Origin of the sequence: Enterococcus sp. 7E2_DIV0204, from assembly GCF_002140855.1 — a bacterium.
GTDB classification, from domain to species: domain Bacteria; phylum Bacillota; class Bacilli; order Lactobacillales; family Enterococcaceae; genus Enterococcus_L; species Enterococcus_L lemimoniae.
In genome coordinates, this window is the sequence record NZ_NGKY01000001.1 from 2,163,542 (window position 1) to 2,182,048 (window position 18,507).

Sequence of the window (18,507 nt, forward strand, 5' to 3'; positions counted from 1 at the left end):
ATGGGTCGTAAGTGGGCAAATATTAAAGAGAAAAAAGCTGCCAAAGACGCAAATAACAGCCGAGTTTATGCAAAATTCGGAATTGAAATTTACGTAGCAGCGAAATCGGGTGATCCTGACCCTCAAGCAAATCAAAAGTTACGGTTTGTTATCGAGCGCGCAAAAACATATAATGTACCAAAACATATCATTGACCGAGCGATCGAAAAAGCAAAAGGATCTGGCGATGAACAATATTCTGAATTACGTTATGAAGGATTTGGACCAAATGGCTCAATGGTTATCGTTGATGCATTGACCAACAATGTCAATCGTACAGCGTCAGATGTTCGTGCAGCATTTGGGAAAAACGGCGGAAATATGGGTGTCAGCGGAGCTGTTGCTTATATGTTCGATCATACAGGTGTGATTGGTTTTGCAGGTGATGATGCAGATGAAATTCTTGAGTACTTGATGGAAAAAGATATTGACGTTCGTGATGTGACTGAAGAAGATGGTCAAATCATTGTCTATACAGAACCAGAAGATCTACATGCTGTTCAAGAAGCATTAAGAGAAAAAGGCGTTGAAGAATTTTCAGTGGCTGAATTAGAAATGATTGCTCAAAACGATGTAGAATTAGCGGGAGAAGACTTAGAAAAATTTGAACATATGATTGATGTTTTAGAAGAGCTTGATGATGTTCAAAAGGTGTATCATAATGTTGATTTAGATTAGTTTGAGAATCTCGAGCTATAACCTTATAGCAATCTGATTTTGAGATTGCTATAAGGTTATAGCTTATTTTGTATAAACGAGACATTCGCTCATATTTTTTGGAATCGTTTCCCTATTTTTGAAATTATATGTTACAATTCTAATCAGTATTAAGAAAGCAGGGATAGGATGAAAGCAACGATGAAAGATGTTGCCGCATTAGCTGGAGTGGGAGTTGGAACTGTTTCTAGAGTCATAAATGGAGTAAAAGTAAAAGAAATAACTAGAAAAAAAGTTGAAGCTGCTATCGATGAATTATCTTACGAACCTGATGAATATGCCAGGGCTTTAAAAACAAATCGTAGTAATACGTTAGCATTAATTCTTCCAACAATTTGGCATCCTTTTTTCTCAGAGCTTGCCTACTATATTGAAGAAGAACTAAGTAAACAAGGGTACAAACTTTATTTGTGCAATGCAGATGGTGATCCAGAGAAAGAGTATGAATATATTCAAATGGTTAAGCAAAACAAGGTTGATGGCATTATAGGAATTACGTATTCAGACGTCGATAAGTATGTTTCGTCTAATTTGCCGTTTGTAAGTATAGATCGACATTTTTCAGAAGACGTGACTTACGTGACATCAGACAATTTTGGCGGGGGAACATTAGCCGCAAAAGAATTAGTCATGCGAGGGTGTAAGACGGTAGCTTACATAGGTGGTTTCTCGCCATTTCCAAATGAAACCGTTAATCGGCGGGAAGGTTTTTTATCATATTGCAGAGACAAAAAAGTGCCGTTTAAAATACTGGATATGCCAGAACCAATTACGGATTTACACAATCAAATTTTACGATTTATCAAGGAAAATGATACGATTGACGGTATTTTTACAGTAAATGATTTTATGGGATTAACTGTTTTGGAAACATTAAAAACAATCGGTAAAACAGCTCCTCAAGATTTTCAGTTAATAGGATTTGATGGGGTGAGAATGGCTCATGAAAGAAAATATACACTTTCAACAATCGCTCAATCTGTTCCATTGATGGCAGCTACAGCAGTTGATGCTATTTTGAATAAAATAAAAGGAATAGAAGTTCCAAAGAGAATTATTTTGCCTGTGAATTTTGTTTCGAATAATACAACGATTGAACTGCGATAATCGAATTTTTTTATAAGTATTTTTAGGTGTTTAGGATGGAACTTTGTTGTTCATTCTAGACACTGTTGTTTTTTTCGCAGAATTAAAAGTCGAATGACTAGTTAAAATCCAGTTGACAGAAAACGGTTTCAATGATATTCTTTTTTTATTAATTAATGAAACGTTTCCAAAATTTGCTTTTCGATTAAAATGGAAACGTTTCAGATTTGGAGGATTAGATGAATGAGGAAAGATTTTTATAAGATACTAGCAGTAGTCAGCGTCGTTTTATTTATTTTTTCTGGATGTGGAAACGTTTCCGAAAAATCAAACAAGCAAATTAACAATAAAGGGGACATAAAAATTTGGGTTCAATTCTCAGATGAAACACCTGAAGGGAAAGCTTGGCAGAAAATTGTCGATAATTTTAATAAGGAATATCAAGGTAAATATAAAGCGATTACTGAATATATTCCAAGAAGCGGTAGTGGTGGTGGCTATGAAGATAAGGTGAATGCTGCAATCACAACGAATAGTTTGCCAGATGTTCTCACACTTGATGGCCCAAATACTGCAGCATATGCCAATGCTGATGTAATTGAACCATTAGATGATTATTTAGAGGATGCAAATATGGAGGATGTACTTGATAGTATCATTCAACAAGGAACTTATAATAAGAAATTCTACGCTTTTGGTTTTTCTGAATCTAGTGTTGGTATTTATTACAATAAACAATTATTTAAAAAGGCTGGTATCAAGGAGGATGCATTACCAACATTGGATAAGCCTTGGACTTGGAATGAGTTTAAAGTGGTTTGTCAAAAATTAGTGGATGAATATAAGTTACCAGCAATCAATATTCAATTAGCGTCTAAAGACGAAATGCTGACGTATGCTTACACACCGTTTATCTGGTCAAATGGAGGAGACGTTGTAAATCAAGCTGGAACAAAAGCATTAGGCTATTTTAATGATCCAAAAAGTGCAGAAGCACTTCAATTTATTCAAGATTTAGTGAAAAAAGGATATACAACGAATACTCCAATTGAAAAAGGGTTTGAAACAGGAAAATATCCAATGCTTCTAAGTGGCTCATGGACGATTGCTGATTTAAATGAAAATTACAAAGATCTGGAATATGGCATATTACCTTATCCTGTATCAGATAAAACGAAAAAATTAGTTTCACCAACAGGTAGTTGGCAAGTAGCAATGTCTTCCAAAACAAATGAAAAAGAAGCATCAGCTACATTTATAAAATATGTCACCAATACAGAGTCAAGTAAAATCATGAGTTTAGGCAATAGCGTTTTACCTATTAGAAAGTCAACGATCGAATTGATCAAAAACGATGTGTCTGAGGAAATGCGTTTTCTAATGGAACAAAACCAAAAATCAGGTCATGCGCGACCCGTTGTAGTAGCCTATCCACAAGTTTCTCGGGCATTTCAGCAATCAATTCAAGATGCGAGTTATTACAAAGAAAATCCTGATGTACAAAAAATAGTAGATGTGCATGCGGAAGAAATGCAGCAAGTCATCGACAGGATGTTGAAGTAAAAAGGAGGAAACAAGATGAATCGGAAACCGACAGTTAAAGAAAATTTAGTAGGGTATAGTTTTTTAGCACCAGCTCTTATTTTATTGACAATTTTTCTTTTGATTCCAGTAGGAATGGTTGTCTACTATGCGTTTACAGACTATTATTTACTGACGCCAAACAATCGTCAATTCATTGGGGTAGACAACTTTAAACAATTATTTAACGATCCCATTTTTATCAAGAGTATGGTTAATACGGCTAAGTTTGTTGTTTGGATCATTCCAGTCCAATTGGGAGCAGCATTAGGAATGGCCTTGATCATCAATAAAAAAAGAAAAGGGAATTTATTGTTTAAAGTAGCATTTTTTGCCCCAGTTGTCATGTCTTTGGTAGTTATCTCTATCTTATGGCTGTATTTATTAAATCCAAATGAAGGGCTAATCAATTCATTATTAATGAAAATAGGAATTTCTGCTCAACCCTTTTTAACAAGTCCTAAACAGGCGATGTACACGATCGTTTTTGTCTCTGCTTGGCAAGGAGCTGGTTATCAAATGTTGCTATTTTTAGGCGGTATGCAGAATATCCCACAAGATGTCTATGAAGCCGCCGAAATGGATGGCTTCACAAAATTTCAACAATTTTGTTATATTACACTGCCTTTATTAAAGCCAACAGCTATCTTTGTCTTATTAACAACGCTTATCTCAGCCTTTAAGCTGATCGTTCAACCAATGGTTATGACCCAAGGTGGACCAATGAATTCTACCATGACGATGGTCTATTATATTTATCAGATAGGCTTCACCGACCGAATGGTAGGTTACTCTAGTTCAATAGCGTTGATTTTTACAACCATGATTGGTTTGATTACGATCGGTCAAAGAAGGTTAATTAAGGAGGATAAAGACAAATGAAAAAAAAGATGGGACCACTGATGTTTTTTGAATATGTTCTATTATTTATTTTAGCGGCAATGTTTATTTTTCCAATGCTTTGGATGATCGTTTCTGCTATGAAATCAAACGCAGAAGTTTATACAAACCTTTCTTCTTTTAAAGCTTTTTTACCTAGTCTAAATCCTGCAAACTGGTTTAAAACCTATCAAGAAGTCATTGAACGATTCAGTATTTGGACGTATTTGCTAAATAGTATTTTTTACGGCATCACTTTTGCAGCAGGATCTATTATTGTTAATTCATTAGCAGGTTTTGCTTTTGCTAAAATCAATTTTACAGGAAAAAAAATAATTTTCGGATTCTTGTTAGCACTTTTGATCATTCCAATGGAGACTGTATTGATTCCTCAGTTTACAATTGTAAATGCATTAGGGTTAGTTAATAGTCGTATTGCAGTGATTTTACCAGCGATGGCTAGTGCATTTAATATCTATTTATTTAGAAATTTTTTTATAGCTATACCAGAAGAAATCATCGAATCAGCTAAAATAGATGGTGCAAATATTGTTAAAATATTTTTTTCAATCATGTTGCCGATGTCTAAACCAGCAGTAGCGACCGTTGGGGTTTTATCTTTTATTGGGAGCTGGAATGATTATATTTGGCCATTAATGGTATTGACAGATAAAAGTAAGTTTTCCATGCAAGTCGCTATTACAACGATTAACACGACACAACCTGTTTATATTAATCAGGTCATGGCAGTTTTAACAATTTCAACGATTCCTTTAATCATTATTTATATTGTCGCTCAAAAATATATCCTTCAAGGATTGGGCGGTTCTGGAACAGGAATCAAATAGGAGAGATATGATGAGAGAAAAAATAGAACGAGCAAATCAATTTATTAAAGAAAATAAAGGAATGATTAATAACGTTTATCGCCAAAGCTATCATTTGATGGCTCCTGTAGGTTGGATTAATGATCCAAATGGATTTGTCTATTACAAAGGTGAATATCATTTGTTTTACCAATATTATCCATATGATAGTGTTTGGGGGCCAATGCACTGGGGACATGCTAAGTCAAAAGATTTAATCCACTGGGAAGATCTCCCTGTAGCGCTAGCACCTAGTGAAGAATATGATTTAGATGGATGTTTTTCAGGAAGTGCAATTGAAAAAGACGGGAAACTATATTTGATGTACACAGGTCATTATGAACGAGAAGGTATCAAAAGAGAAGTTCAGTGTATTGCAGTTTCAGAAGATGGTGTTCATTTTGAAAAAATTCCTGGAAATCCTGTAATTTCAGATCAACATATTAAGGGCATTGCGCAAATTGAAGATTTTCGTGATCCTAAAATAATCGAACATCGGGGGATGTATTACAGTGTAGTTGCCTCAAAGACAGCTGAACAACGAGGACAAATTTTATTATTTCAGTCAGATGATTTATTTAATTGGCGGTTTACTTCTATACTACTAAAAGGAAAAAAAGAACAAGGAGTCATGTGGGAATGTCCTGATTTATTTCATCTAGACGGAAAAGATGTTTTATTGATTTCCCCTATTGAAATGGAAAAGAAAGATAATTCTTATGAAAATATCAACTCTACTGTAGCTTTTATAGGTGAAGTGGATTGGTTAACAGGTCGGTTTAATGTAGAAAATTTTCATGAAATTGATTTTGGTTTGGATTTTTATGCGCCTCAAACATGTATAGATAAGCAGGGACGGCGGATTATGGTTGCTTGGATGCAGATGTGGGGACGAAATATGCCAACGAATGATTTGGGGCATTTTTGGGCAGGTGCGATGACCTTACCACGTGAACTCCATGTGGAAAAGCAACGATTAATCCAACAACCTATTAACACAATTTATACATTCATCACTGATAAAAAAAGTATAATAGAAGAAAAACTAGATAATTCGTCTATTGTAATAGAAAATAATGGAACCAAGCAATTCTATATTGAATTTAGTGGAAACCTGACACTAACTAAAAAACTTAGAATGAAAATTATTAGATCGGATGATTCTGCTATTGAATTAATCTATGAGCCAGTTACTGAACATCTATCTATTAGTCGTGATAGCTTTGGTTTCTCTATTACGGGTGCTGAAACAGACAAATTAACAAAGCGAACGGCTAGTGTTCCTTTAATAGACAATAGACTAGTTTTAGAGATATTTAGAGATACATCATCAATAGAAATATTTGCAAAAGGCGTTGCTGTAATGTCAATGAATTTTTATGAAAAAGGGCAAAGTGAACCCGCGACTTTATCTGTAGTTGGAATGCTTGAACAAGTTGAAATAAATTATGGATTAATCAAAGTATAATATTAAAGAAGCCTTTACCATTGCTAGAAGATAGCAACGGTAAAGGCTTCTAGTTTGACGATTTATTTGGATTATCAGGATAAATAAACCTTGATTTTAAATAATTTTCTTGCACTTTTTTCTAATTTGTTGGAAAAGTAACAAAGAGATGAGTTACCAATTATAGAGTTGAGACTTAAGGATTATTTGATATATTTATATGGCGCATTTCAATTTATTTGAAACAAAATAAACCCTTCATACACACACTATATGAAGGGAAACACAATATGAAAAAACTAAGAACAAAATTATAATAGCATTTTTGTTTTAAATTCTCAAATATTTAGCATTTTAATTAAATTTTTGAGAATAACGGACATTAAAATGAGAAATAGTTATCATTTGTAGCTAAATCAATGAATAAACGGTTTTTTCAAAATTTTTATTTAGAATACCAAGTAAGCGATTACAGATATTTCACTTTATTTTGGCAGCAGTATAAAATCAACATAAGGATATAAACTATTTGTTTTTTTACATATAATAATTTTGAATTTATATTTTTTTATTATTTAGCACTATTGAATGATCATTAGTCAAGGGGGGGATATCTGAGTGAAACGTAAATGGTTATTTCTACTATTATTGGGATTGATGGTTAGTGTACTACAAATTGATGTGCACCAATGTTTTGCGGAAGATGAAATATTAAATGAGGAATCTGGAAATGAAATGCCAGAGGAACAACCAGAGATAATGCAAGATATTCAAGAACGATTGGTTGAAGTTGGATCAGGTGCACTTAGTGGAACATATTCAACTGGGGCGACGGGGCAAACGATCATTACGATGACCTATACATATACACCTACGTTAGATTTATCATTAGGTGGTCAACCGATGATCGTGACGCAATTACCACCAGAAATTGCGAAACAAATTAACGGGAGTACGGCAAAACAGCAAAGTTTTTTATCAGTGTTAACGGGAACAGTGACTCTTCCTGCTGCATTAGTCGGAAGTGTTTCTTATAATATTCATGATACGACACGTAATTTTATATTAGCTTATAGTAGTACTTATAATTCAGTGTATGTAACTTTTCCTACTAATGTTGTAAGTTTATTGGGACTTAGTCGCTGGGCAGTTAGTTTCAGTTTTGACGTCGCACTATTATATCAAAATGGCATTACGATTCCCCCAGCAAGTAATGGTGTGAATTATCCTATCAAAGGAACATTTGGCTCCTCAACAGATGGTTTAAATATTATCAATTTGGTTTTAAACAATGTCTCAAAGTCAGGTGTGATTGCTTTACCTTCTATGTCGGTCGGAACAGGCGTACCGATTGTGACAGTACCTGTTTTAAATAGTCCGCTTTTAAATCTACAGACAGCTGTGGGCGGTAAAATTCAACAAGTACAAAATAGTAATTACACTTACACAGTTCAACTGACGATCACCCGCTCTGATGGAACTTCGGCACTTATAGTTGTTAGTAATATACCTGTTGATGCTTCGGGAAATTTTAGCACAACATTAGCCTCTGCTTTGCAATTTGGGTACAGTGTTTCAGCGCTCGTTAATGCACAATCAAAAACAAACAGTAATTATATTCAAAGTCCCTCTGCAGCTCCATTAGCCGTTAGTTGGCCAATCCAACCAGTAACCGCAGTGTCTGCAACAGCAGGAACGACCCAACTCTCAGGCAATGCGGTACAAACAACTGCAGGTACTTATCAAGTAGCCTTACAGATAAATGGTGGGACAGCCTATACAACACCATTAAATGCAAATGCAGTTTTCAGTTTTCTAATTAGCCGATGTTTAATGGTGGTGAAATAGTTAGCCTATTTGTCCAAGGCTTAAGTAACCGGACAGGTTTAGTTTTAGTTACGAGTACAAGCTATAATCAAACTGTTCCCTATTTAGCACCAGCTATCTCAGTTGTTCAAACGATTGAAAGGTTGGATGCGCAAGGGAACTGGGAAGCGGCACCATCTGCCGTGACTGGACAAACGGTTCGCTATACATTGACAACGACCTTGACTAATCAACCGGCAACTTGGAGCCAACAGATGTTAAAGGCCTATATTCCAAATGGGATTACACAATTAAGTCCAGTTTCTTTAACCCGAATCTCAAGCACAGGGGTTCAAACACCAGTATTAGGTACACAACTTTTAACGGATTCTAATTTGAATATGCAGTATTGGTACTACCAGAATTCTCTGGCTGTCAATAATTTCACTCAGCCAAATACTAGCTTTAAGCTACAGTATACTGGTGTTGTTGCCCAGAATATGACAGGACAATCGTTGCCTTTTTCTAGTGTTGTTGGTGGAGCTGATGGTGGAGGCACCGCCATCACACCGCAAAACAATGCGAGTTCGGTTCCGATAGGGGATGGAACATTACGGTTTGTCCAGTCCCCAAATCAAATTTCGTTTAAGAGTATACCTGTTCCAAGCAAAACAACAACGTATAGTCCAAGTATAGTAGACACTTCTTTGATTGTGGCTGATGGCCGTGTTGCTAAAAGTCAGTGGCACCTATACGTTAGGGAAAACCAGCCAATGAAATCTACTACTACAAATAAAACGATCAATCAAGCTTTTGTCTATCGGAAAAATGGACAAGATTCTACGATAACGGCAATCGCTTCAGAAGCGTACGCATACACTTCTCCTAATAATAACAATGTAGTCATTTCTTGGAATCAGCAAAATGGGGTCTTTTTGAATCTTACTCCTAGTATAAATATCAATGTCAATGAATCATATACAGCCCAACTTCAGTGGATTTTATCCGATGCTCCTTTATAATTTGTGTTTGGCTTCTTAAAAAATAAGAAGTTAAAATAAATAAAAAAAGAAAGAAGGAAGTAAAAATGAAAAAGATTCTAGGTTCTTTATCTACGGTTGCTGTAGGTTCTCTAACATCCAATGCAGATATTAGTTCTTCTCAAGATACAACGATTACACCACCGGTTAATCCGACAGATCCAACGTCTCCTGTGACACCTAACCCAACTGATCCTCATCAACCCGGAACTGGTGGACCATTAAGTTTGGACTATGTGTCTAATTTTCACTTTGGTACGAAAGTTATCCAAACGGCTGATGCGACTTACTATGCACAACTAGATCAAGTTCAAAATTCACTTTCTACATTGATCAGTGTTCCAAACTATGCTTAAGTAACAGATAAACGAGGCCTAAATCTTGTTTGGAAATTGACTGTAAAACAAAATGGTCAGTTTCAAACAGCAGATACAACGCCTGCGGTATTAACGAATGCTCAAATGAGTATGGTAGCAGCAACTCCAAATTCTACTGAATTGATTGCGTTAGCTTATTTAACGGTACCTGTAGCATTAGATCCAACAGGGGCGTCATCTTCTCCAGTTGCTACTGCGGCACTTTCGACCGGTATGGGAACATGGACACTTGCATTTGGTTCAGGAGCTGGAGCAGCCCAAGGGGTTAAATTGACTGTTCCTAATGCCACTACAAAACTTGCGAATGATCAATACAACACTTACTTGGACCTTGAACGATAGTCATTTATAAAAGTGAAATAGAAAAATGAACTGATTTTACAAAGCGATTGTGATTGAGTTAAAAATGTCTGTCTAACATTTAAGTATCACCATAAGCATTTAAAAAAGGAGTTTTGATCATGGATAAGAGGCTGTTTCAACGAATGTTTGCCATTCTTTTTCTATTATTGTCTATAAGTATGGGCGTTACGAGTCAAGCTAGTGAAATCAATTTTAATGTGAAAGCGATCTCACCTGAAAATCAACGCAGTAAGGAAATCAGTTATTTTGATTTAAGAGTAGTGCCAGGTGAAACGCAAACGCTTAGTGTAGAGCTAACCAATGATACAGAAGAAGACGTTACAGTTTATGCATCAGCAAATTTAGCGATTACAAATGATAATGGAATCGTTGATTATTCTTATAATGATGCTAAAAAAGATTCGTCTGCAGTGTTCACATTTAGTGAAATCGCAAAAATGCCTAAAGAAATTATTTTACCGAAGAAATCAACGAAAATAGTTGAAGATGTTGTCGAGATTCCTAAAGAGTCTTTTGATGGATATGTTTTAGGTGGTCTTTATTTTGAGCAAAAAGAAGATAAGGAAGAAAAAAGTCAAGGAGCATTAGCTGTAGGCAATCGTTTTTCTTATGTCGTTGGTGTATTAATGAGTGAGACAGATCAAGAAATCAAACCAGAATTAGCATTGAATGATGTCAAGGCGACACAGATGACTGGTAATAATGCAGTGATTATGAATATTCAAAACAAAAAAACAGCAATGATCAAAAAGTTGCAGCTAGATGTAAAGCATTATTATGAAAATGAAACGAAGCCTAGGTATGAAAACCGTCAAGAATCCTTAACGATGGCACCAAATACAAATTTCAATTATAAAATCGATTTAAAGGAGCAACCTTTTGTTGCCGGCAACTATACGGTTAAGATCAAAGCAAATGATGGGTATAAAGACTGGAGTTGGGAAAGAAAATTTGAAATAAAATAAAAAGAGGCCAAAAAATATAATGCGACAGCATTCAACTTACCGCTAGATCAACGACATTCATTTCCTTGGATAGTGGTTATTAGTATAGGGGCAGGCATATTAATTGTGATATTAGGCATTATTTACTACTTTGATCGAAAAATGAAAAAAGAACAGCAAAAGTATGAAAAACTAAAAAATAGCCTAGATAAACCAGAAAAATAAATAGATCTGAAAGAATAGAATAAAAGAAAAAAAGTATGTTTTTTGGCAGTTACTGAGTAGTGTAATTTTATATTAACAACTACTTAACAAAATAATTTTTCATTTACACCCCCATTCCAGCTCTTGGAAATGGGGGTGAATCACTATAAACAGCAAAAGCCTAATCAGTAATCAAAAAGCAATCCATACCCCAAAGCTACGACTTCCCGTGCATATGTTTTAAACTTAGCGGAGGATTTAGAAACGGCAGGAAGTCCGCTGATTTCAGAAATCCCTAAACGTTTTGCTAATAGTTTTGAACGATAAAGATGAAAGTCACTTGTAACGATCACAGTATTTCCTAGCGCTTGTTTCTTTTGAGCGTTTTGAATGTTTTCTTTGGTTCGTGTCGAGGTATCTTCTGCCAAGATTTGTTCTTGTGAAATTCCATTTGCTCTTAAATATTCAGCCATGACATTGGCTTCACTATCAGGTTCATCAGAGCCTTGACCGCCACAAACGATAGCAGTTGCATTTGGATGTTCTTTTAAATAGGGAATAGCCGCATCTAGGCGTTCTTTTAAAACAGTACTTGGATAGGCGTTGTCTTTTGAGGATCCTTTGACTTGTGCACCTAAGATAAGCACAGTATCTGGTGTTGAAGTTGGCTGATCTTTTGTTCCGCTAAAAATTAGGAACAGAACGAGACCTGTATATAAAAAGCCCAAACTTATAATTATCAACATTATTCGCTTTACCCAGTTCATAACACCACAACCTTTCTTATACAGTGTAGTAGATAAGTAAGAAAAATGGTGTTTATGCTTTCTTTTTTAAAGATTTTTTAACGATTTTAAGAGAAAGTATAACATAGCTAGTGACGTAACGTACACTTTATGTAGAGCGAAAAAAAGGAGGACCAGATGAGAACAGAGAAGGAAATGTTTCAATTGATTACTGAGACAGCCAAAAGAGATGATAGAGTGTTGGCCGTGGGATTGAATGGTTCACGAACAAATAACAAAGCACCTAAAGATTTGTTTCAAGATTATGATATTGTGTATGTTGTAGAATCAGTTGAGGCTTTTGTTATAGATCCGTCATGGATTGACCAATTCGGGCCACGTTTAATTATGCAAACGCCGGAGGATATGGTTTTGTTTTCACCAACAGGGAATGGCCGCTTTACTTATTTGATGCTGTTTGATGATGGCAATCGGATCGATTTGACTTTGTGTCCTAAAGAACAGGCAGATAATTGGAATGAAGGTGATCACTTAGCTGAGATTTTATTGGACAAAGAGCAAGTATTACCGAGGTTAACAGCAGCAACCGATCAAGATTACTGGGTAAAACGTCCAAGTCAGGCAGAATTTTTGGATTGCTGCAATGAATTTTGGTGGGTCAGCACTTATATTGTAAAAGGCTTATGCCGTAATGAATTGTTCTATGCAGCGGATCATCTAAATGAAATATGCCAAAAAGAATTGTTACGTTTGTTATCTTGGCAAGTAGGATCAGAACATGGCTATCAAATTAGTGTTGGCAAAAATTATAAGTACTTACCTAACTATCTAATGAAAGAAGAATATGAAGCAATTTTGGCAACGATGAATAGCTCTAGCATTTCATCTATTTGGTCCGCATTGATTTCACTACAAAAGCAGTTTGATCATTATGCTCAGAAATTTGCACAAAAAAATCACTTTGATTATGATCAAAAAACAGCTATAAAAGTTATGAACTATACAAAAGATTTTAGTGCTAGCTGCTAAGGTAGTTCTTTCTTGCACTTTTTTTTAGATAATTGGATGAGGATTAAGGAAGATTTTAAAGTTTATTGTAAATATAGTAGAATTTCATCAAAGATATTAGCAAATAGTCTTTTTTCCTCTCCCTTATGTGTGGTAGAATGATAAGTACACTGTATCGAATTTTGACGGTTGCAGTATCCTGTTTACTAGAAAAAAATGATATTAAGCACTTATACATAAAAAACATGAATTTTTTCTCATATGTAAGCAAAATAATTGAAGATTACAAGGATTTTAACTAAACTATCTTTAAAATGCAGTTACTGAAGTAGCTGTTGTTAGGAAAAATTTAAAATAATCACAGGAAGCTTGTATTTCTTTTACACTATTTTTGAAACAGGAGAAAGCATTGCCTCAAAGTAAGCATATAAATTTAAAAAAAGGAAGATAGCTCAATGGAAAATGAAGAAATAGTTAGTCGCTCAGTTAAAAATGCAAGAGCGCCGCAAAATAAGAAGCAGCCAAATAAGAAAAAGAAAAAATGGCTAGTTCCAATAGTTGGTTTATTAATTTGTTTAGCACTTGTATTTACGGGCGGTCTCGTTTATTTTCAATCTCATTTTTTTATCACAGCCAAAGCGAATGGTGTTGATATCAGTTTATTAAATGCAAAAGCTGCAAAAGAAAAACTAGAACAACTGAATAAAGCTGAAGATGTTGTGATTAAAGTAAATGGTAAAGAAGAAAAAATCGCTTTGCCTGAAAAATATCAAATAACAGAAGAATATTTGAAACAAAACATGGGTGACCGTTCAATCAAATTACCGATCAATGAAGATTACAAGAATGAATTGAAAAACAAACTAAATGAACTTACGTTCGAAGAAGGAACACCAAGTCAAGATGCTCGGATCGAAAAAGTTGATGGTAACTACCAAATCTTACCAGAACAAATTGGGACAGCGGTTGATAAAGAAGCGTTGATGAACCAAGTCCTAAAAGATGTTGACGAAAATAAAGGTAGCTACGTCTATGATGTCAAAGAATTTTATCAAAAACCAACAGTGACAAAAGACGACAAAGGACTACAAGAAAAGTTAGCTTCGTTATCCAAAAAAGAAAATAAAGCGATCACGCTTGATATAAATGGCGAAAAATTGACGCTTACAAAAGAAGAACTACAATCATTTATGGATACAGCGGGAAATGTTGATCCAAATAAAGTTTATGCTTGGGTAGAACAAACAAACCAAAAATATGGCTCAATCTTCAAACCAATCATTTTTAAAAATGTTCATGGCGTAACAACGAAATACAAAAACAATGGTAGCTATGGCTGGGACATCAATATGCCACAAACAAGAGATTTACTTGTTCAAGCACTTAATAGTGATAAAGATACTGAAACAATCACAGTACCGATCGATGGTGATGTAACACAATCTTCAACGGTTGATAAAGATTATGTTGAAATCGACTTAAACGATCAAAAGATGTACTTCTTTAAAAATGGTGCCAAAGTCGTTGAAACAGATGTGATCACAGGACGCTATAACAAAGGAACTGCGACAGTACCTGGATTCCATACAATTTTGTACAAAGATACTGATACAAAGTTGGAAGGCGAAATGCTTGATGGTTCAAAATATAGTGTACCAGTAAAATATTGGATGCCATTAAAGAGTTTTGGTGGTGTTGTGACACAAATCGGAATTCATGATGCTGATTATAAAACAGAGTATTTTGGTAACAAAGAAGCCTATAAAACTAATTTTGGTAGTAATGGTTGTATCAATACACCAGGAGCAGCTGTTGCTCAAATCTTCAATGGTGCGTATGCTGGAATGCCAGTAATCGTTTATGGTCACATTTATGATGATGCACCAGGAGAATTTGATAAACCTGTTGATTATGGTGAACCAGCTTAAAAGAATAGTTAAAAGAAGTCCAAACGGGCTTCTTTTTTTAATAAATCGACTAAAACATTAGCGTAAGGAGAAAATTGCCTATGAATATCTTTGATAAAATCGCCCATCATTACGACTCGCCAAAACAATTAGCGTTAGCAAATATCATAACGACAGAGATTCAAAAAAAATTGGGAAATCTTATTGGAGCAACCTTACTAGACTACGGCTGTGGCACGGGTTTGATTGGCTTAGAAATTGCCGCTGGTTTTAAGGAAATACTATTCGTCGATCCGTCTGAAGAAATGATTCGGATTGTCGATTAAAAAATCGAACCAACAAAACGGACCAACGCAACAACACTTGTAGGCAGTTTCTCTAAAGAAAATACCTTTGAGTTAACAGCTGCCATCATTGTTGTCTCACTAGTGTTGTTACATGTACCAGATATAATCGGATTGTTGACATCGTTATATCAAACGTTGAATCCTGGTGGTCGTATCTTAGTAGTCGACTTTGATAAAAATGAAAAAATCAGTCATGAAAAAGTTCATAATGGTTTTATTCAGGCCGAACTTCGCAAACAATTTGAAGAAGCGGCCTTTAGGGCAGTATCAAGTGAAACGTTTTATCAAAGAGAAAACGTATTTATGAATCAAGATGCCTCAATGTTTATATTAAGTGCTGAAAAATAAATAATTTTTAAGTTAAAAGTGCTATCATAGATTCAAGGACGATCAACAATTGAAGGGAGGAAACGCTATGCCATTTATTCATGTCGAACTAATCGAAGGACGCAGCGAAGAACAATTAACAAAAATGGTCAAAGAGATCACAGAGGTTGTCTCTAAAAACACGGGAGCACCGCAAGAAAATATTCATGTTATCGTAAATGAAATGAAAAAAGACCGCTATGCTCAAGGTGGAACTTGGAAAAAATGATTCTTTTGAAGAAATACTTGCTTTTTATTTAAGAAAGTGTTTAAATTAACACATAAATGATTGATGAGAAAGACACCTGAACTTGTAAGCAGTCTTTTAGAGAGGAAAATCTCGGCTGAAAATTTTCCAGACCCGCGCAAGGAATGACCACTTTTTCCAACCTTTGTTGAAACAAAGGCGGTCGTACCGTTAACACGCTTGAGGAACATGACTGTTTGTCATGTTTAAAAATAGGTGGAACCACGAACTTTTCGTCCTAGTATCTGATCAAATTCAGATGCTGGGACTTTTTGCTGTGAATCACCACGATTGGCTTTGCCAGAGTGGATGATGAACAGTACTTGGCGAGCGTAGTCGAGCGAAGTATCCATACTAGGGAATCAAGCAAAGCCACGTACTAAGAAAATAAGAGAGAAGATTCTGTTTGCAAAAGGAAGTTATTGAATATCACCATGATTGGCTCTGCCAGAGTGGATGATGAAAAGTACTCGTTGAACAAAGTGGCTTATAACCGTACATGATCTGTTAGAGTTGTTATCTTTTCAATCATAATTTACTAAAGGAGGAAACAAAAATGTCAATTAAAATTACATTTCCAGATGGCGCAGTCAAAGAATTTGAGGCTGGCTCATCAACATTAGATATTGCTAAAAGCATTAGTAACAGTTTAGCTAAAAAAGCCTTAGCAGGGAAGTTTAATGGTACATTAATAGATTTAGTTCGTCCAATCGAAGAGGATGGAACGATTGAAATCGTAACACCAGATCATGAGGATGCACTAGGGATTTTACGTCACTCATCTGCTCATTTAATGGCGAATGCATTACGCCGTTTATTTCCAAAAATTAAATTTGGTGTAGGACCAGCAATCGATTCAGGCTTTTATTATGATACTGATAATGGGGAAAATCCAATCACAGCTGAAGATTTACCTGCTATTGAAGCTGAAATGATGAAAATCGTCAAAGAAAATAATCCAATCGTTCGTAAAGTTGTTTCAAAAAACGAAGCGTTAGAATTATTTGCAGATGATCCTTATAAAGTTGAATTGATTTCAGAGCTTCCAGAAGATGAAATCATTACAGTTTATGATCAAGGTGATTTCGTTGATTTATGCCGTGGGGTTCATGTACCATCTACTGGACGTATCCAAGTCTTCCAATTATTATCAGTAGCTGGAGCTTACTGGAGAGGAAATTCTAACAATCAAATGATGCAACGGATTTACGGAACTGCTTTCTTTGATAAAAAAGATTTAAAAGAATTTATCAAAATGCGCGAAGAAGCCAAAGAACGTGATCACCGTAAGCTAGGGAAAGAGCTTGATTTATTTATGCTTAATCCAGATGTAGGTTCAGGATTACCCTTCTGGTTACCAAAAGGTGCAACAATTCGCCGTACAATCGAACGTTACATCACAGATAAGGAAATCAGCTTAGGTTATCAACATGTGTATACACCAATTATGGCCAATGTTGAATTTTATAAGAGATCAGGTCATTGGGATCATTATCATGAAGATATGTTTCCACCAATGGATATGGGCGATGGCGAAATGCTAGTACTCCGTCCAATGAACTGTCCGCATCATATGATGGTATATAAAAATGATATCCACAGTTATCGTGAACTACCAATTAGAATTGCTGAACTTGGTATGATGCATCGTTATGAAAAATCAGGTGCCTTATCTGGATTACAACGTGTGCGTGAAATGACCTTGAATGATGGACATACTTTTGTTCGTCCAGATCAAATCAAAGAAGAATTCCTACGTACATTGAAATTAATGGTAGAAGTATACGCTGATTTTGATGTAACAGATTATCGCTTCCGTTTGAGCTTGAGAGATCCGAACAATAAAGAGAAATACTTTGATGATGATGCCATGTGGGAAAGATCGCAAACGATGATCAAAGAAGCGGCAGATGAAGCAGGAATTGATTATTTTGAGGCAGAAGGTGAAGCAGCCTTTTATGGTCCTAAACTAGATGTTCAAGTAAAAACTGCGCTAGGAATGGAAGAAACGTTATCAACAATTCAAATTGATGCATTATTACCAGAACGTTTTGATTTGACTTATGTTGGTGAAGATGGTGAAAATACACATCGTCCATTAGTTATCCATAGAGGAATCGTTTCAACAATGGAGCGTTTCGTGGCTTATCTAACAGAAGTTTACAAAGGCGCGTTCCCAACCTGGTTAGCACCAATTCAAGCAACAATCATTCCTGTATCTGTTGAAGCTCATTCTGATTATGCATATGAAGTGAAAAAACGTCTGCAAGAACAAGGTTTACGTATCGAAGTCGATGATCGCAATGAAAAAATGGGTTATAAAATCCGTGCATCTCAAACACAAAAAATTCCTTATCAAATCGTTGTCGGTGATAAAGAGATGGATGATGCGACTGTGAATATTCGTCGTTATGGTAGTAAAGAAACCGAAGTGATCGATTTAAATATCTTTGTTGATAGCATGGTCGCAGACGTTTCGAATTACAGTAGAAGATAATAAAATAAATAGGCAGAGCAATCATGCTTTGTCTATTTTT

At 35.4% G+C, this 18,507-nt stretch carries 15 protein-coding genes and 2 pseudogenes; 16 read left to right on the forward strand and 1 reads right to left on the reverse strand.

Features of this window, described 5'->3' with window-relative positions; translation table 11 throughout:
* The 10 genes and pseudogenes from A5819_RS10100 to A5819_RS10140 all read left to right on the forward strand — a co-directional run bounded on the left by A5819_RS10100 (position 1) and on the right by A5819_RS10140 (position 11,370).
* Positions 1 to 717 carry a YebC/PmpR family DNA-binding transcriptional regulator gene (locus A5819_RS10100; RefSeq protein ID WP_086278676.1) on the forward strand — a complete coding sequence of 239 codons (717 nt, stop codon included), beginning with the start codon at positions 1 to 3 and terminating at the stop codon, positions 715 to 717.
* 168 nt (positions 718 to 885) lie between these two features.
* Complete coding sequence (locus A5819_RS10105; protein WP_086278677.1) at positions 886 to 1,863, forward strand: LacI family DNA-binding transcriptional regulator; 978 nt, start codon at positions 886 to 888, stop codon at positions 1,861 to 1,863.
* A 222-nt stretch (positions 1,864 to 2,085) separates the two neighbouring features.
* Complete coding sequence (locus A5819_RS10110) at positions 2,086 to 3,405, forward strand: sugar ABC transporter substrate-binding protein (RefSeq protein WP_086278678.1); 1,320 nt, start codon at positions 2,086 to 2,088, stop codon at positions 3,403 to 3,405.
* A 15-nt stretch (positions 3,406 to 3,420) separates the two neighbouring features.
* On the forward strand, positions 3,421 to 4,305 hold the full coding sequence (locus tag A5819_RS10115) for a carbohydrate ABC transporter permease (RefSeq protein WP_086278679.1): 885 nt from the start codon (positions 3,421 to 3,423) through the stop codon (positions 4,303 to 4,305).
* On the forward strand, positions 4,302 to 5,150 hold the full coding sequence (locus tag A5819_RS10120; protein WP_086278680.1) for a carbohydrate ABC transporter permease: 849 nt from the start codon (positions 4,302 to 4,304) through the stop codon (positions 5,148 to 5,150). The genes A5819_RS10115 and A5819_RS10120 overlap by 4 nt, the downstream gene beginning before the upstream one ends.
* Before the next feature lie 10 nt (positions 5,151 to 5,160).
* Positions 5,161 to 6,636 (forward strand): glycoside hydrolase family 32 protein, encoded by a 1,476-nt coding sequence (locus tag A5819_RS10125; RefSeq protein ID WP_217808587.1) that lies wholly within the window; start codon positions 5,161 to 5,163, stop codon positions 6,634 to 6,636.
* Positions 6,637 to 7,233: 597 nt separating this feature from the next.
* Entirely contained in the window at positions 7,234 to 8,463 is a 1,230-nt protein-coding gene (locus A5819_RS19775) for a hypothetical protein (protein ID WP_254907250.1), read from the forward strand.
* Positions 8,442 to 9,443: a hypothetical protein gene (locus A5819_RS19780; protein ID WP_254907251.1), complete on the forward strand. Its 1,002-nt coding sequence runs from the start codon at positions 8,442 to 8,444 to the stop codon at positions 9,441 to 9,443. Before A5819_RS19775 ends, A5819_RS19780 begins: the two co-directional genes overlap by 22 nt.
* Before the next feature lie 101 nt (positions 9,444 to 9,544).
* Positions 9,545 to 10,190: pseudogene (locus A5819_RS10135) on the forward strand (WxL domain-containing protein); the annotation flags it as partial.
* Positions 10,191 to 10,299: 109 nt separating this feature from the next.
* Positions 10,300 to 11,370 (forward strand): annotated as a pseudogene (locus A5819_RS10140) (DUF916 and DUF3324 domain-containing protein).
* Positions 11,371 to 11,534: 164 nt separating this feature from the next.
* On the opposite strand, the gene A5819_RS10145 reads toward A5819_RS10140, so the two are convergent.
* On the reverse strand, positions 11,535 to 12,116 hold the full coding sequence (locus A5819_RS10145) for a YdcF family protein (protein ID WP_086278682.1): 582 nt from the start codon (positions 12,114 to 12,116) through the stop codon (positions 11,535 to 11,537).
* Between the two features lie 156 nt (positions 12,117 to 12,272).
* Between A5819_RS10145 and A5819_RS10150 the strand changes: the two genes are divergently transcribed.
* From A5819_RS10150 to thrS, 6 genes are all read left to right on the forward strand, one after another.
* Positions 12,273 to 13,124 (forward strand): aminoglycoside 6-adenylyltransferase, encoded by an 852-nt coding sequence (locus tag A5819_RS10150; protein WP_086278683.1) that lies wholly within the window; start codon positions 12,273 to 12,275, stop codon positions 13,122 to 13,124.
* A gap of 434 nt (positions 13,125 to 13,558) precedes the next feature.
* A complete protein-coding gene (locus A5819_RS10155) occupies positions 13,559 to 15,031 on the forward strand; it encodes a L,D-transpeptidase family protein (protein ID WP_086278684.1) in 1,473 nt (490 codons plus the stop codon).
* An 80-nt stretch (positions 15,032 to 15,111) separates the two neighbouring features.
* Positions 15,112 to 15,336: a class I SAM-dependent methyltransferase gene (locus A5819_RS19785; protein ID WP_254907252.1), complete on the forward strand. Its 225-nt coding sequence runs from the start codon at positions 15,112 to 15,114 to the stop codon at positions 15,334 to 15,336.
* A gap of 3 nt (positions 15,337 to 15,339) precedes the next feature.
* On the forward strand, positions 15,340 to 15,705 hold the full coding sequence (locus A5819_RS19790) for a class I SAM-dependent methyltransferase (RefSeq protein ID WP_369596915.1): 366 nt from the start codon (positions 15,340 to 15,342) through the stop codon (positions 15,703 to 15,705).
* Positions 15,706 to 15,772: 67 nt separating this feature from the next.
* Positions 15,773 to 15,952, forward strand: coding sequence for a 2-hydroxymuconate tautomerase (locus A5819_RS10170; RefSeq protein WP_086278687.1), 180 nt, complete (start codon positions 15,773 to 15,775; stop codon positions 15,950 to 15,952).
* Positions 15,953 to 16,526: 574 nt separating this feature from the next.
* Positions 16,527 to 18,467: a threonine--tRNA ligase gene (gene thrS / locus A5819_RS10175; RefSeq protein ID WP_086278688.1), complete on the forward strand. Its 1,941-nt coding sequence runs from the start codon at positions 16,527 to 16,529 to the stop codon at positions 18,465 to 18,467.
* Positions 18,468 to 18,507: the final 40 nt, after the last annotated feature.

Bases quoted from the DNA above. Each gene is read 5' to 3' on its own strand.
- A5819_RS10100 (WP_086278676.1), top strand. From the start codon at position 1: ATGGGTCGTAAGTGGGCAAATATTAAAGAGAAAAAAGCTGCCAAAGAC.
- A5819_RS10105 (WP_086278677.1), top strand. From the start codon at position 886: ATGAAAGCAACGATGAAAGATGTTGCCGCATTAGCTGGAGTGGGAGTT.
- A5819_RS10110 (WP_086278678.1), top strand. From the start codon at position 2,086: ATGAGGAAAGATTTTTATAAGATACTAGCAGTAGTCAGCGTCGTTTTA.
- A5819_RS10115 (WP_086278679.1), top strand. From the start codon at position 3,421: ATGAATCGGAAACCGACAGTTAAAGAAAATTTAGTAGGGTATAGTTTT.
- A5819_RS10120 (WP_086278680.1), top strand. From the start codon at position 4,302: ATGAAAAAAAAGATGGGACCACTGATGTTTTTTGAATATGTTCTATTA.
- A5819_RS10125 (WP_217808587.1), top strand. From the start codon at position 5,161: ATGAGAGAAAAAATAGAACGAGCAAATCAATTTATTAAAGAAAATAAA.
- A5819_RS19780 (WP_254907251.1), top strand. From the start codon at position 8,442: ATGTTTAATGGTGGTGAAATAGTTAGCCTATTTGTCCAAGGCTTAAGT.
- A5819_RS10145 (WP_086278682.1), bottom strand. From the start codon at position 12,116: ATGAACTGGGTAAAGCGAATAATGTTGATAATTATAAGTTTGGGCTTT.
- A5819_RS10150 (WP_086278683.1), top strand. From the start codon at position 12,273: ATGAGAACAGAGAAGGAAATGTTTCAATTGATTACTGAGACAGCCAAA.
- A5819_RS10155 (WP_086278684.1), top strand. From the start codon at position 13,559: ATGGAAAATGAAGAAATAGTTAGTCGCTCAGTTAAAAATGCAAGAGCG.
- A5819_RS19785 (WP_254907252.1), top strand. From the start codon at position 15,112: ATGAATATCTTTGATAAAATCGCCCATCATTACGACTCGCCAAAACAA.
- A5819_RS10170 (WP_086278687.1), top strand. From the start codon at position 15,773: ATGCCATTTATTCATGTCGAACTAATCGAAGGACGCAGCGAAGAACAA.
- thrS (WP_086278688.1), top strand. From the start codon at position 16,527: ATGTCAATTAAAATTACATTTCCAGATGGCGCAGTCAAAGAATTTGAG.